Annotated in this window: 15 protein-coding genes; 7 read left to right on the forward strand and 8 right to left on the reverse strand. The window is 66.2% G+C overall.

What is annotated here, in order from left to right; all coding sequences use genetic code 11:
- Positions 1-32 precede the first annotated feature (32 nt).
- From AC1DEZ_RS06465 to AC1DEZ_RS06475, 3 genes are read left to right on the forward strand one after another with little or no spacing between them, the layout of a single operon-like run.
- Positions 33-959: an AraC family transcriptional regulator gene (locus tag AC1DEZ_RS06465; RefSeq protein WP_476779095.1), complete on the forward strand. Its 927-nt coding sequence runs from the start codon at positions 33-35 to the stop codon at positions 957-959.
- Positions 923-1,636 (forward strand): AzlC family ABC transporter permease, encoded by a 714-nt coding sequence (locus AC1DEZ_RS06470; RefSeq protein WP_476779096.1) that lies wholly within the window; start codon positions 923-925, stop codon positions 1,634-1,636. Before AC1DEZ_RS06465 ends, AC1DEZ_RS06470 begins: the two co-directional genes overlap by 37 nt.
- Positions 1,633-1,935 (forward strand): AzlD family protein, encoded by a 303-nt coding sequence (locus AC1DEZ_RS06475; RefSeq protein WP_476779097.1) that lies wholly within the window; start codon positions 1,633-1,635, stop codon positions 1,933-1,935. Before AC1DEZ_RS06470 ends, AC1DEZ_RS06475 begins: the two co-directional genes overlap by 4 nt.
- A 96-nt stretch (positions 1,936-2,031) precedes the next feature.
- Here AC1DEZ_RS06475 and AC1DEZ_RS06480 read toward each other — a convergent pair whose 3' ends face one another.
- Both AC1DEZ_RS06480 and AC1DEZ_RS06485 read right to left on the reverse strand, forming a co-directional pair.
- A complete protein-coding gene (locus AC1DEZ_RS06480) occupies positions 2,032-2,259 on the reverse strand; it encodes a hypothetical protein (RefSeq protein WP_476779098.1) in 228 nt (75 codons plus the stop codon).
- 190 nt (positions 2,260-2,449) lie between these two features.
- Positions 2,450-4,285, reverse strand: coding sequence for an aminopeptidase P family protein (locus AC1DEZ_RS06485; protein WP_476779099.1), 1,836 nt, complete (start codon positions 4,283-4,285; stop codon positions 2,450-2,452).
- Between the two features lie 396 nt (positions 4,286-4,681).
- On the opposite strand from AC1DEZ_RS06485, the gene AC1DEZ_RS06490 reads away from it, so the two are divergent.
- Complete coding sequence (locus AC1DEZ_RS06490; RefSeq protein ID WP_476779100.1) at positions 4,682-4,927, forward strand: hypothetical protein; 246 nt, start codon at positions 4,682-4,684, stop codon at positions 4,925-4,927.
- 53 nt (positions 4,928-4,980) lie between these two features.
- Positions 4,981-5,109: a hypothetical protein gene (locus tag AC1DEZ_RS06495; RefSeq protein WP_441513813.1), complete on the forward strand. Its 129-nt coding sequence runs from the start codon at positions 4,981-4,983 to the stop codon at positions 5,107-5,109.
- 88 nt (positions 5,110-5,197) lie between these two features.
- Here the strand turns inward: AC1DEZ_RS06495 and AC1DEZ_RS06500 are convergent, their stop codons facing one another.
- Complete coding sequence (locus AC1DEZ_RS06500; RefSeq protein ID WP_476779101.1) at positions 5,198-6,145, reverse strand: 50S ribosomal protein L11 methyltransferase; 948 nt, start codon at positions 6,143-6,145, stop codon at positions 5,198-5,200.
- A gap of 151 nt (positions 6,146-6,296) precedes the next feature.
- Positions 6,297-7,052: an SDR family oxidoreductase gene (locus tag AC1DEZ_RS06505; protein ID WP_476779102.1), complete on the reverse strand. Its 756-nt coding sequence runs from the start codon at positions 7,050-7,052 to the stop codon at positions 6,297-6,299.
- Positions 7,053-7,153: 101 nt separating this feature from the next.
- On the opposite strand from AC1DEZ_RS06505, the gene AC1DEZ_RS06510 reads away from it, so the two are divergent.
- Positions 7,154-7,573 (forward strand): winged helix-turn-helix transcriptional regulator, encoded by a 420-nt coding sequence (locus AC1DEZ_RS06510; protein ID WP_476779103.1) that lies wholly within the window; start codon positions 7,154-7,156, stop codon positions 7,571-7,573.
- Between the two features lie 4 nt (positions 7,574-7,577).
- Here the strand turns inward: AC1DEZ_RS06510 and AC1DEZ_RS06515 are convergent, their stop codons facing one another.
- The 4 genes from AC1DEZ_RS06515 to AC1DEZ_RS06530 all read right to left on the reverse strand — a co-directional run bounded on the left by AC1DEZ_RS06515 (position 7,578) and on the right by AC1DEZ_RS06530 (position 11,034).
- Positions 7,578-7,949, reverse strand: coding sequence for a GNAT family N-acetyltransferase (locus tag AC1DEZ_RS06515; RefSeq protein ID WP_476779104.1), 372 nt, complete (start codon positions 7,947-7,949; stop codon positions 7,578-7,580).
- A gap of 92 nt (positions 7,950-8,041) precedes the next feature.
- Positions 8,042-8,329: a type II toxin-antitoxin system HicB family antitoxin gene (locus tag AC1DEZ_RS06520; RefSeq protein WP_476779105.1), complete on the reverse strand. Its 288-nt coding sequence runs from the start codon at positions 8,327-8,329 to the stop codon at positions 8,042-8,044.
- A 1-nt stretch (position 8,330) separates the two neighbouring features.
- The gene (locus AC1DEZ_RS06525; protein ID WP_476779106.1) at positions 8,331-8,525 is read right to left on the reverse strand and encodes a type II toxin-antitoxin system HicA family toxin; all 195 of its coding nucleotides are present in this window, start codon (positions 8,523-8,525) and stop codon (positions 8,331-8,333) included.
- Positions 8,526-8,649: 124 nt separating this feature from the next.
- Complete coding sequence (locus AC1DEZ_RS06530; protein WP_476779107.1) at positions 8,650-11,034, reverse strand: ATP-dependent helicase; 2,385 nt, start codon at positions 11,032-11,034, stop codon at positions 8,650-8,652.
- Between the two features lie 115 nt (positions 11,035-11,149).
- Between AC1DEZ_RS06530 and AC1DEZ_RS06535 the strand changes: the two genes are divergently transcribed.
- A complete protein-coding gene (locus AC1DEZ_RS06535; protein ID WP_476779108.1) occupies positions 11,150-12,796 on the forward strand; it encodes an acyl-CoA dehydrogenase family protein in 1,647 nt (548 codons plus the stop codon).

Here is a 12,796-nt window from a genome sequence, read left to right on the forward strand (position 1 = left end):
AGTCGCGCCGCGAGGGAGTTTATGCTCGCGCCATGGAAGCAGTCACACAGAGCGAGACATTGGGCCTGGAGCCGCTCGTCGCCGGCGAGCGGGCGAAGCTGTTTCCGGCCGAGCGCTTCGACGGGCTGGATTGCCTCGCCGCCACCTTCCGCCGCCATGCCTACACGCCGCACCAGCATGAGAGCTACGTGATCGGCATTATCGAGGCCGGCTGCGAGACCTTCCGCATCCGGGGCGAGCGGCACTACGCCCGTCCCGGCCATGTCGCCTTCGTCAACCCGCTCGAGACCCATGACGGCGAGCCCTACGGGCCGGGCTACAGCTACCGCATGACCTATCCTGAGGTCGGGCTGATCCGCGAGGTCGCGGCTTCGCTGAGCGGCCGGGACGTGATCGGGACGCCGTTCTTTCCGCAGCCGCTGGTCGAGGACGCCAAGGGGGCTGTGCTCTTCGCTGCCGCGCATCGCGCCATCGAGGATGGCGAGGATCTGCTGGCCGGCGAGGAGATGCTCCTGCGCTTCTATGCGCTCTGCCTGGCGCGCCATGCCGATCTCTCGGTCCGCTCCGTCGGGGCCGAGGGCGGACCCGTTGCCAAGGCGCGCGAGCTGTTCGAGGCGCGCTACGAAGAGGATCTGTCGCTTGCCGATCTCGCCCGGCTCACCGGCCTGCCGCGCCATCACCTGATCCGTGCCTTCCGGCAGGAGACGGGGCTCACGCCCCATGCCTATCTCGTCGATGTCCGCGTCCGGCGCGCCCGCGAGCGGCTGCGGCGCGGCGAGATGCCCGGCGACGTCGCGGCGGCGACCGGCTTCTGCGACCAGCCGCATCTGACGCGCGCCTTCAAGGCCCGCTTCGGCGTGACGCCCGGCGCCTTCCGCGCCGCGCATACCGGCGGAACCGCCGCTTCGAAAGTATCAGACCCATGTCCACGATGCGTGACGACATCAGGCGCGGCCTGAGCGATATCTGGCCGGCTGCGGTGGCTGCGGCGCCGATCGGCCTGCTCTTCGGCGCGGTGGCTGCCAGCAAGGGGCTTTCTCCCTTGGAAATCCTTCTGATGAGCGCCACGGTGTTCGCCGGCGGCGCTCAGTTTGCCGCCGTGGAGTTGTGGGCGACGCCAGCACCGGTTGCTGCGATCGTCTTCTCGACGCTCTTGATCAATGCGCGCCATGTGCTGATGGGGGCGTCGCTGGCGCCGAAGCTGGAAGGCTTCAGCCGGTGGCAGAAATTCCTCGGCCTCTACTACATGGCCGACGAGAACTGGGCGCTGGCCGAGAAACGAGCCCGTACGCATCGCCTCACTCCGGCCTATTGGTTTGCGATGGTCATTCCCTTCGTCGCCGGCTGGCTGGTCAACTCGACGTTGGGCGCGACCATCGGCGCCGTGCTGGGCGACCCGAAGCGGCTCGGCGCCGATTTCGCTTTCACCGCGCTGTTCATCGCGCTCGTCGCCGCCCTCTGGAAGGGGCGGGTGACGTTCTGGACGGTGGTGGCAGCGGGACTCGCATCGGCCGTGACCTATCGCCTTGCCGGTCCGCCCTGGCATGTCGCGGCCGGCGCGCTCTGCGGTTTGCTCGCGGCATGGCTCGCGGCCGCCACAGAGATGCGGCCCGCGGCGCAGGAGGTCGAGGCGTGAGCGTCGTCGATCCGATCAACCTCCTCGCCTTTCTCGGCATGGCGGTCGTGACCTATGCGACGCGGGTGGCGGGACTTGCGCTCGCCGGGCGTCTCAACCTCTCGCCGCGCGCGCAGACAGCCTTCGATGCGATCCCGCCCGCCGTGCTGGTCGCCGTCATCGCGCCGAGCGCGCTCGCTACAGGCTGGGCCGAGACGGCTGCCGCCGCGCTTGCGGCACTGGCTGCGACGCGGCTGCCGCTGTTGGGCGTCGTCGCCGTGGGCGTCCTCGCGGTGGTGGCGTTCCGGATGGTGATGTGAGCCAGGTCGTGCCCGGCCGTGACGTGCGCTGCATGACGCGCCCAGGCAACCTACACGCCGCTTGAAGCGCACGCGCTGAGGCCGTGCCTGCGGGTTTCAGCCTGCCTTCGCTCTTTTGCGGCAATTCTGAGCGTATTCGCGGCGCAGTTCTTTCATCTGCGCCGGGTCCAGCCTGTTCGTCCTGTCTTTCTTGAACGCCAGCCTGGCTTCTTCGCGGCAGGAGTCGCGAACGCCATTGCCGCCCCTGCCAGTTCTCTCCTGAGCCTCCGCCGGAAGAGGCAAAAGGGCTACGGTCGCAAAGGCCAGTACAAGCTTCAGAGGCATGGCACATCCCTCCTCGTTTCGCTTCGACATGGCGGCAGATTGATCCGGAAATACACTATCGCATCAGGAATTCGCGTCCATTGCTTTTCGTCAGTTGCCGTAGCGTTCTGGCTTGAATTCTGGATGATTTCCGGCGTGGGTCGCCAAAATACTTCGCGCGGCAAGGCGGTATTCGCTGGAAAGGCGGCCGTCACAGCGGCCGGCACGCCTTCTCCAGCCAGGCCCTCGGTTCCCCGGCGACCAGCGGAGACAATTTCTCCCAGACCGTCGCATGGTAGGCGTCGATCCAGGCGATCTCGCCGCCGTCGAGCATGTCCTTGTCGATCAGTGCCCGCTCATAGGGGCACCAGGTGATGGTCTCGAAGCCGTAGATGGTGCGTTCGGCGCCGGGGATCAGGCGTTCCTCGACGACGATCAGGTTCTCGATGCGGATGCCGTACTCGCCCTGCTTGTAGTAGCCGGGCTCGTTGGAGAGGATCATGCCAGGCTCCAGCGGCGTGACGCCGAGCTTGGAGAGGCGCTGCGGCCCCTCATGCACCGACAGATAGCTGCCGACGCCGTGGCCGGTGCCGTGGTCGAAGTCGAAGCCGCCCTGCCAGAGCGGCAGCCGGGCGAAGGCGTCGAGCTGCGCGCCGGAGGTTCCCTTGACGAAGACCAGCCGCGAGATCCCGACATGGCCCTTGAGCACCCGGGTGTAGCGGTCGCGCATCTCGGCCGTGGGCGCGCCGATGACGATGGTGCGGGTGATGTCGGTGGTGCCGTCCTCGTACTGACCACCTGAATCGACCAGGAAGATCCCGGGTTCCAGCCGGCGGTTCGTCGCCTCGCTGACGCGGTAATGCGGCAGGGCGGCGTTGGGGCCGGCGCCGGCGATGGTCGTGAAGGAGACGTCCTTGAGCAGCCCGGTCCTGAGCCGTTCGGCTTCGAGCGCCGCGACGGCGTCGATCTCGGTGAGATCGCCCTTCGGCGCCTCGCGCGCGAGCCAGGAGAGGTAGCTCGTCATCGCCGCGCCGTCGCGCAGATGGGCGGCGCGGGTGCCGTTCAGTTCGGCCGCGTTCTTGCGCGCCTTCATCAGCGCGATCGGGTCGGTGCCGGCATCCGGCGTGCCGCCTGCCTGGGTGATCAGCGTCGCCAGCGCCGAGGCGGCGGTGGTGGCATCAAGGCGAACCTTGGCCTTCGCGGCGCCGAGCCTTTTCAACTGGCCGTCGAGCGCAGCCGGCGCCGCGATCTCGCCGACCGCGCCGATGGCGTCACCGGCTTCGTTGGTGATCTTCTCGGGCGCGAGAAACACGGTCGGGCGGCCCTCGCGCGGGACGATGGCGTAGCCGAGCGGCAGGGGCGTGTGCTCGACATCGCCGCCGCGGATGTTGAAGACCCAGGCCAGCGCATGGGGATCGGAGACGACGAGGGCATCGACCTTCGCTTCAGCCAGCGCCTTGCGGATGCGGTCGAGCTTCGAGACGGAATCCTCACCCGCATAGACGGCCGGGTGAGCCTTGACCGGCGCGGCGGGGGCGGCGGGACGGTCCGACCAGAGTGTGTCGATCGGGTTGGCGGCGACGGCGACAAGGCTGCCACCGGCTGCGGCGACCGCTTTTTCCAGCTTTGCGACGCCGTCGACCGTGTGCAGCCAGGGATCATAGCCGAGCTTGCCGCCGGCCGGCAGGTTCTGCTCGATCCAGCGCTCCAGCGGCGTCTCCTCCATGCGGACGGGGGTGACGACCGTCGTGTCGGTTTGCGCGGCCGCCTGGATGGTATAGCGGCCATCGACGATCAACGCTGCCTTGTCGGCCAGCACCACCGCGTTGCCGGCCGAGCCGGTGAAGCCAGTCAGCCAGGCGAGGCGGGCCATATGGGCCGGCACATATTCGCCCTGATGCTCGTCGGCACGCGGGATGACGAAACCGTCGAGACCTTGCGCTGCGAGCGCCATGCGCAGCGCGGCGACGCGGCCGGCGACCAGCATGGGGTCGCTGGGCTCGGAGAAGGACTGGAAGCGGCAAGTGGGCAAGGTCGATTCGGTCATGACATGGTCCGGCTTCGGTCGCCGCGCGCCCTGTCGGGCACGATAACGGCGATCCATGTAATCGTTATCGCACCGGATTCTTGCAAAAAATGGATTTCACGATCGGTCCGATGCGAGATCGTGCGCATCGTCGCGCTGCATTGGCTAAAGCGCCAGCGCAAATACGCCGACAGGCAATGCCCGTTTCCTGACGCCGTGCTGCCTTGACGGTTCCATTGTGCCGATTGGTTATGCAATAAACGCAAATATTAACGGATATGGACGTGTTTCATGCGTTTTATGCATATCTCGCATATGCGAGCATGACTTCTCGCAACTGCGAAATGATCCCACTTTGGTGGCATAAGAGAACGAGGAAGCGACCGGGACTGTCCTTCGTTTTTCGGAGATAGACCCATGACCTATGTGCTAGACAATGCCGATGTGCTGCCCGTGGCAGTGGTGGCCGAAACCAGGGCCCGCAAGGCGGACCAGCCGGGTGTGATGCAGCGCCTCTATGCGGCGCTGATCGAGAGCCGCAAGCGCTCCGCCGCTCGCCAGCTGCGCGCCCGCAACATTCTCGTCAACGAGGCCGAGATCGTGCTGGGCGGCTATCCGTCCGCGACACTGTCGAGCGACGCTTCGCTGCCCTTCAACCGCTGAATTTCCGGCCGCTGCGGCCAGAGCGCGCGCCGATAACATCGAGGATCAGAAACATGATCGCCATCATCAAGCATGTCGCCGAACAGATCGCCGACGCCGCGAAGTTCGCTGCGGCCGTCTGGCACGACGCCCGCAGCCTGCAGGCCGAGGCCGAGCGCAAGTATGGACATATCGGCTTCTGAAGCCGGACGCGTAACGACCTCGCGCTTCTAGCGGCATCGGATCGGAAGCGGCTTCCGCTTTTCCGGTTCGTTGCCCTGGCGCCGGAGGTCAGGCAGGGCGGCGGAGCCTCGGGGCTGCGCCGCCTTTTTTCATGACCAGCGTAGCCCAGCCTTCGCGCAGCGACTGGCTGACGAGATAGATGCCGTGGTGCCGGTAGGCCGAAGCCACCCCGGCGACATCCATCGCGAGCAGACCGGAGAGGATCAGTGTCCCGTCGCGCGAGAGTACGCGCGCGATCGAGGGCGCCAGCTGCCTCAGCGGCCCGGCCAGGATATTGGCGAAGACGAGGTCGAAGCGGCCGGGGCGTTTGGCCTTGGCATGGCGCAGGCCCGGCGCGACATAGAGGTCGAGCGCGTTGGGCGCGTGATTCAGCCGGGCGTTGTGGGCGGAAACCTCGACCGCGATGGCGTCGATGTCTCCGGCGACGACCTTGCGCTTGATCTGCTTTGCCAGCGCCAGCGCGAGGATGCCCGTGCCGGTGCCGACATCGAGCCCGTGGCGCGGGCGGCGCTTCTTCAGCTCGGCGTCCAGAGCCAGCAGGCAGCCCGAGGTGGTACCGTGATGGCCGGTGCCGAAGGCCAGCGCCGCCTCGATCTCGATCGCGACGTCGTTGATCCGCACGACATCCCGGTCATGCGCGCCATGGACGATGACACGGCCGGCGCGCACGGGCTTCAGCCCGTCGAGGCTCGTCGCGACCCAATCCCGCGTGTTCACGGTGGTGAAAGGCGTCGCGTCGACGAGATCGCCGACGATCGGCCTGAGCAGGTCGCGCACCGCCTCCTCGTTCGGATGCTGAGCGAAGTAGATCTCGACCTTCCAGGGCGCGTTCAGCGAGAGCGTGGTGACGCTGTCCTCGATCTCGAAGGCCGAAATCGCGGTTTCGGTCGGGTCGAAGATCTCGCCGAGCAATTCGGTCAGGGCCCGGGCCTTTTCGCCCGAGGTGGAGAGTTCGAAGACGGTCGCAACCGTCGCTGGCAGGAGGCCTTCGCGCATGCGGTGGCATTAGCAGCGTGGGGCGAGGTTGTCATGCGGTGCGATGCGGGGTCGTCATGGTCGGGCTTGACCCGACCATCTCGGAATCCAGCACCTACTCGTCAGAAATTCCCGGGTCGCCGCTGCGCGGCGCCCGAGAATGACGGCTGAGTCAGGCGTGCTGTGCATTCAACGCGGCGAAGACTTGGTCGAAATTGCCCGTGGCTTCGGCGTAGCGCAGCGGCTCGCAACGCTCGACGATCACCTCGGCGGCATCAGGCCGGGTTTCGAGGATCGTCATCACCTCTGCGATGAAATCGGCGAGCGGCATCGCGGCGGGATCGACGGCCTGCTGCGCCCCCATCAGTTCGGTCTGCACATAGGGTGGCGCGATCTCGATGACCCCGACCGAGGTATTCTTGAGCTGCTCGCGCAGGCTGATCGACCAGGAATGGATCGCCGCCTTGGTGGCGCTGTAGGTCGGCGTAACCGCCAGCGGCACGAAGCCGAGGCCGGAGGACACGGTCAGGACCGTGGCACTGGGCCGCTTCATGAGATGCGGCAGGAGCGCGGCCGTCAGGCGGATCGGGCCGAGCAGATTGGTCGTGATCGTTTCCTCGGCGATGGCGAGGTTATCGGCGGCCGGGACATTCTCGGGCTTCATGATGCCCGCATTGTTGAGGATGGCATTGAGCTTGGGAAAGCGCTCGACGACCTGTCGGGCGAAGGCTTCGATATCGGCCTTGTCCTGGATGTCGAGCAGCATCGAGGCCATGCCGGGATTTGCGGCGGTGACCTCGTCGAGGACGCGCTCGCGCCGGCCGGCGATGATGACCTGATTGCCCCTGGCGTGAAGCGCCTCGGCGAGCGCCCGGCCAATGCCCGAGCCGCCGCCGGTGATCAGGATGGTGTTGCCTGAGATGTTCATTGGAAGCCCTCTTGTGGTTGCGTCCCAGGAGGTGGCATCGTCAGTCTTCAAAGGAAAGAAGGCTCCCAAAAGTACCATACATACCAAAAGGAGAGTGTCGGATGCGGACGATCCGGACTGCGATGGCAGCGATGCATGCGCGCAGCGACGCCATACCTCCGGTCAGCCCTGCCGTGGAATCGCTGGTACGGCAGGTCATCGCGCAGGTGGCCGACAAATGGACGATGCTGGTGCTGGAGGCGCTGGAAGAGCACGGCACGCTGCGCTTCACCGAAGTCGGGCGCATGGTCGGCGGCATCAGCCAGAAGATGCTGACCAAGACGCTGCGGGAAATGGAGCGCGATGGGCTTGTCATCCGAACCGTCCATCCGGTGATCCCGCCGCATGTCGATTATACGCTGACCGAACTCGGCCGCGAGCTCAGCGCAGCGTTCTGCGGAGTCTGGGTCTGGGCCGAGACCTATTATGGGCAAGTCTCGGCGGCACGGAAGGCGTTTCGCGAGCGGGAAGGCGGCGCCTGAGCGCTCACAGATCCTTGGTCAGGTAGACGCGGGTCGCGCCGGGCGGCTTCGGCGCGATCTCGCCGAAGACCTGCCATCCCAGCTTTTTGTAGAAGTCCGGCGCCTGGAAACTGATGGTGAAGAGCACCGCCTTGCTGCAACCGCGCCGCCGGCCTTCCTCCTCCGCCAAGGCAAGAATGCGGCTGCCGGTGCCGGTGCCGCGCAGGCTTTTCGGCAGATAGACGAGGTCGATGAAGAGCATGCCGAGCGAGGTGCGCCCGACAAGCCCGCCGATCGGCTCGCCGGTTTCGGGATCGCTGACACGGATCGTAAGATCCTGCCGGTCGTGCAGGCCGATCTTCTCGTCGTTGTAGGCCTTCAGGCCGTTGGAGAGCACTTCGCGAAGAGCTTGTCTTCGGAATCGTTCAGGGCGATCTGGGGAGTCATAGTCGGTCGTATCGTCGGGGAGTCGGCAGTATGGCGCCGCTTCTACTCCGCCGCTGGCTGCAACGATAGACCGGGCGCCGGGATCAAGGCGATGGCGTGTGCGGCCATCTCGGCGGAGGTTTCGGGGTCGCTCCGTAATTCGCTTGGCGTGCGAGCATGGGGCGCTGAGCCGTCCTGAGCTTCGATCCAGAGCGCGACGGCCTCCGGGGCGTTGAGCAGGGCTTCATCCAGCGTGTCGCCGGCCGCAAAGCAACCGGGGAGATCGGGAAACCAGACGCCGACGGCATGGTCGGAGCCCGTATCCTCGATGATGGCGACGTAATAAGTCATGTCAGTCGCGCGGCCAGCCTGCCTGCTTGTAGATCTTCAATACGAGGCCGGGTCCGAAGTTCTTCTTCGGATGCGGCACCACGATAGTGTCACGGACGCCGGGCTTTTTGAAGACATGGTGCGAGCCGGCGACGCGCACGCATTCCCAGCCTTCGCGTTCGAGGCGGCGAATGATGTCGGCGCTGTTTTTGAGCATCGGGACCTGCTGATTCGCATCGGACCCAATCCATATATCCTAAGGGTTTGACATAGTAAGCGATGTTCATTTTCTGTTCTGTGTGGAAAGAGTGTCAAACTATCCAATCCACAAGTTGGGTCGATCAACCAGCCTTCTGCACGAAGCTATCCAGCACCATCTTCCGGCCCGCCTTGTCGAAGTCGACGGTGAGCTTGTTGCCATCGACGCTGGCGACGGAGCCGGGGCCGAATTTGACGTGGAAGACGCGGGCGCCGGTGCCGTAGGCAGACTCGCCGGTCGATTTGGCGGTGAGCTCACCTTCGATCAGCAGCGGGCCGCGCTGGCGTGATGAGCTGCCTCCGAAACCGCCCGAGCCGAAGCCACGGCCGCTTTCGGAGAAGCCGCTGCCACCGCCGCTGTTCTTCGCGCGGTTTTCCTGCGCGCGCTGCCAGCCCGGCGTGTTGTAGCTGGAGCCGAAGCTCTCCATCCGGTCGAAGCGCGAGGCGCCGTAGCCGCCCTGCGAGTAGCTCGTCGGGGCCTGCTCGACCTCGACATGTTCTTCCGGCAATTCGTCGATGAAGCGGGAGGGCAGGCTGGTCTGCCAGAGGCCGTGGATGCGTCGGTTCGAGGCGAAATAGAGCTTCAGCTTCTTGCGGGCGCGGGTCAGGCCGACATGGGCGAGGCGGCGCTCTTCCTCGAGGCCTGCGCGGCCGCTCTCGTCGAGCGCACGCTGGTTCGGGAAGAGCCCTTCCTCCCAGCCGGGCAGGAAGACCGTGTCGAATTCCAGCCCCTTGGCGGCGTGCAGCGTCATGATCGAGACGCGGGCGCCGGATTCGCCGTCGGCGACATCCATCACCAAAGAGACGTGCTCGAGGAAGGCCGGCAGGTCGGGGAATTCGTCGAGCGAGCGGACGAGCTCCTTGAGGTTTTCCAGCCGCCCTGCGGCATCGGCCGAGCGGTCCTTCTTCCACATCTCGGTGTAGCCGGATTCCTCCAGCACGAGCTCTGCCAGCTCGCCCTGCGGCATATGCTCGGCGCGGGTCGACCAGCGGCCGAAGGCATCGACGAGTTCGCGCAGCGTGGTGCGGGCCTTGGGCTTGAGCTCGTCGCTCTCGACCGCGGCACGGGCCGATTGCATCAGAGAGAAGCCGGTGGCGCGAGCATGGTTGTGCAGGAGCTGGACGGTGGCGTCGCCGAGGCCGCGCTTGGGCACATTGATGATCCGCTCGAAGGCGAGGTCGTCGGTCGGCGATACCACGCAGCGCAGATAGGCCAGCGCATCGCGGATTTCGGCGCGCTCATAGAAGCGCGGGCCGCCGATGACGCGATAGGGCACGCCGGCCTGGACGAAGCGCTCCTCGATCTCGCGCATCTGCGCGGAGATGCGGACGAGAACCGCGACCTCGGCGAGATTGTATTTCTTGGCCTGCATCGCCTCGATCTCGTCGGAGATCAGGCGGGCTTCCTCTTGGCTGTCCCAGGCGCCGGTGATGGTGACCTTCTCGCCGAGCGCATCCTCGGTGCGCAGCGTCTTGCCGAGGCGGCCTTCGTTGCGGGCGATCAGCTTGGAGGCGGTGGCGAGGATATGGCCGGTGGAGCGGTAGTTGCGCTCCAGCCGGATCACGGTCGCCCCAGGAAAATCGTGCTCGAAGCGCAGGATGTTGTCGACCTCGGCACCGCGCCAGCCATAGATCGACTGGTCGTCGTCGCCGACGCAGCAGATGTTGCGGCGTCCTTGGGCAAGAAGCCGAAGCCAGAGATACTGCGCCGTGTTGGTGTCCTGGTACTCGTCGACGAGGATGTAGCGGAAGCGATCGTGATAGGTCTGGAGCACGTCAGGATAGTCGCGGAACAGCGTCAGGCAGTGCAGCAGCAGGTCGCCGAAATCAACGGCGTTCAGCGCCTTCAGCCGCTCCTGATAGGCAGCATAGAGCTTGCCGCCCTTGCCGTTGGCGAAGACGGCGGCCTCGCCGGGCGGCACGTCCTTGGGGCTGAGGCCGCGATTCTTCCAGCTATCGATGAAGCCCGCCAGCATGCGGCCGGGCCAGCGCTTCTCGTCGATGCCCTCGGCCTGAATCACCTGCTTCATCAGGCGGATCTGGTCGTCGGTGTCGAGAATGGTGAAGTCGCTGCGCAGGTCGAGCAGTTCGGCGTGGCGGCGCAGCAGCTTGGCCGAGATCGAGTGGAAGGTGCCGAGCCAGGGCATGCCCTCGGCGACCGGTCCGACGAGATGGGCGACGCGCTCCTTCATCTCGCGCGCCGCCTTGTTGGTGAAGGTGACGGCGAGGATCTGGGAAGGGTAGGCGCGGCTGGTCGAAATCAGGTGGCCGATGCGGGTGGTGAGCACGCGGGTTTTGCCGGTGCCGGCGCCGGCCAGCACCAACACGGGGCCTTCCGTCGCCTCGACCGCCTGGCGCTGCTCCGGGTTCAGCCCCGTAAGATAGCCGGCCGCCGGCTGCGCTGCGGCACGCGCGGCGAGGCCTCCAGGGCGGGGCAGGGGAGCGGAAAAGGGGTCAGTCTCGGACAAGGGACCAGTGTGCTCGTGCGTGATTCGTTCTCCGGCGAATATAGGGCGCTCGTGTCAGGATTGCGCCCTGCCGGAGGGATCATTTTATATCCCGTTCCACAGGGAGGTGGCAGCAATGGCGGAGCAGAGCGGGGAAGGGCGCTGGGAGGTCACCAATCAGGTGCCGGTGCTGGCCGAATACGATGCCTTCGCCGCCGATCCGGTGCTGCCGGCCATCGTCTCGGCGTTCGGGGCCGATTGGGCGCGAGACCGCTTGCATGACGCCGGGCGGACAGTCGGCTCGGCAAGGGTGCAGGAGCTGGCCTATCTCGCCAATCGCTACACGCCCGAACTGAGGGCCTTCGACCGCTTCGGCAACCGCATCGACGAGATCGCCTTCCATCCCGCCTGGCACGAGCTGATGGGGCTTGCTATCGGGCAGGAGACGCATGCGCTCGCCTGGAACCGGCCGGAGCCCGGCGCGCAGGTGGCCCGCGCCGCCTTGCAGTATCTCTGGTACGGCGCCGAGAGCGGGATCTGCTGCCCGATCAGCATGACCTATGCCGCCGTGCCGGTGCTGAAGCAGGACGCGGCACTCTGGGAGCAGTGGGGCCACCTCGTCACCTCCAATCGCTACGATCCGCGGCAGGGGCCGGCGCCTCTCAAGACCGGCGCGACCGTCGGCACGGCGATGACGGAGACGCAAGGCGGCTCGGATCTGCGTCAGACGCAGACATATGCCGAAGACAATCGCGACGGCACCTATTCGCTCCATGGCCGGAAATGGTTCTTCTCGGTGCCGCATTCCGACGTCTTCCTGACGCTGGCGCGGAAGGCCGAGGGGATCTCGTGCTTCGTCGTGCCGGGCTGGCAGCTGGACGGATCGCGCAACGGCGTCGCGATCCAGCGACTCAAGGACAAGGTCGGAAACCGCTCGAATGCCTCCTCCGAGGTGGAGTTCAGGGGCGCCATCGGCCATCTGATCGGGGAGCCGGGGCGCGGGATCCGCACCGGACTGTCGATGAATCACAATTCACGGCTGGACATTGCCGCCGCCTCCTCCGGGCTGATGCGGATGGCGGTCTCGCTGGCGGCGCATCACGCGCAGCACCGGAGGGCATTCCAGAAGGCGCTGATCGACCAGCCGATCATGCAGAACGTGCTGGCCGATATCGCGATCGAGGCTGAGGCCGCGGCCTGGCTCGCCTTCCGGCTTTTCGCGGCGCTGGATCGACAGGAGGCATCGGAGAGTGAGCGGCTGCTGGCGCGGGTGGGCGCGCCGATCGCGAAATACTGGATCACGCGGCGGACGCCTGCCGTCGTCACCGAGGCGCTGGAGTGCCATGGCGGCAACGGCTTCATCGAGGACAACCCGATGGCGCGGCTCTATCGCGAGGCGCCGCTGAACGCGATCTGGGAAGGCTCGGGCAATGTCATCTGCCTGGACGTGCTGCGCTCGCTGGCGCGGGAGCAGGGGGCGATCGACGTGCTGAGGGCTGAGCTGATGGTGGCTGCGGGCTCGGACAAGCGCTACGATGCGGCGCTGAGGCGTTTGGAAGGCGAATTGCCCGGGATGATGCGCAATGAGGGGCAGGCGCGGCGTCTCACCGAGCGCTTGGCGCTCATGTTGCAGGGCTCGTTGCTGTTGCAGTTTGCGCCCTCTGCGGTGGCGGACGCGTTCATTGCCACGCGGCTTGGGGATGGCTGGTCGGGGCAGTTCGGCGATCTGCCGCCGGCGGTGGATGCCGGAGTGCTGGCGCGACGGGCGGTGCCCGTTGCGTGA

The sequence above is a fragment of the Allobosea sp. 10L422 genome (genome assembly GCF_056395345.1).

Bases quoted from the DNA above. Each gene is read 5' to 3' on its own strand.
- AC1DEZ_RS06465 (WP_476779095.1), top strand. From the start codon at position 33: ATGGAAGCAGTCACACAGAGCGAGACATTGGGCCTGGAGCCGCTCGTC.
- AC1DEZ_RS06470 (WP_476779096.1), top strand. From the start codon at position 923: ATGTCCACGATGCGTGACGACATCAGGCGCGGCCTGAGCGATATCTGG.
- AC1DEZ_RS06480 (WP_476779098.1), bottom strand. From the start codon at position 2,259: ATGCCTCTGAAGCTTGTACTGGCCTTTGCGACCGTAGCCCTTTTGCCT.
- AC1DEZ_RS06485 (WP_476779099.1), bottom strand. From the start codon at position 4,285: ATGACCGAATCGACCTTGCCCACTTGCCGCTTCCAGTCCTTCTCCGAG.
- AC1DEZ_RS06490 (WP_476779100.1), top strand. From the start codon at position 4,682: ATGACCTATGTGCTAGACAATGCCGATGTGCTGCCCGTGGCAGTGGTG.
- AC1DEZ_RS06495 (WP_441513813.1), top strand. From the start codon at position 4,981: ATGATCGCCATCATCAAGCATGTCGCCGAACAGATCGCCGACGCCGCG.
- AC1DEZ_RS06500 (WP_476779101.1), bottom strand. From the start codon at position 6,145: ATGCGCGAAGGCCTCCTGCCAGCGACGGTTGCGACCGTCTTCGAACTC.
- AC1DEZ_RS06505 (WP_476779102.1), bottom strand. From the start codon at position 7,052: ATGAACATCTCAGGCAACACCATCCTGATCACCGGCGGCGGCTCGGGC.
- AC1DEZ_RS06510 (WP_476779103.1), top strand. From the start codon at position 7,154: ATGCGGACGATCCGGACTGCGATGGCAGCGATGCATGCGCGCAGCGAC.
- AC1DEZ_RS06520 (WP_476779105.1), bottom strand. From the start codon at position 8,329: ATGACTTATTACGTCGCCATCATCGAGGATACGGGCTCCGACCATGCC.
- AC1DEZ_RS06525 (WP_476779106.1), bottom strand. From the start codon at position 8,525: ATGCTCAAAAACAGCGCCGACATCATTCGCCGCCTCGAACGCGAAGGC.
- AC1DEZ_RS06535 (WP_476779108.1), top strand. From the start codon at position 11,150: ATGGCGGAGCAGAGCGGGGAAGGGCGCTGGGAGGTCACCAATCAGGTG.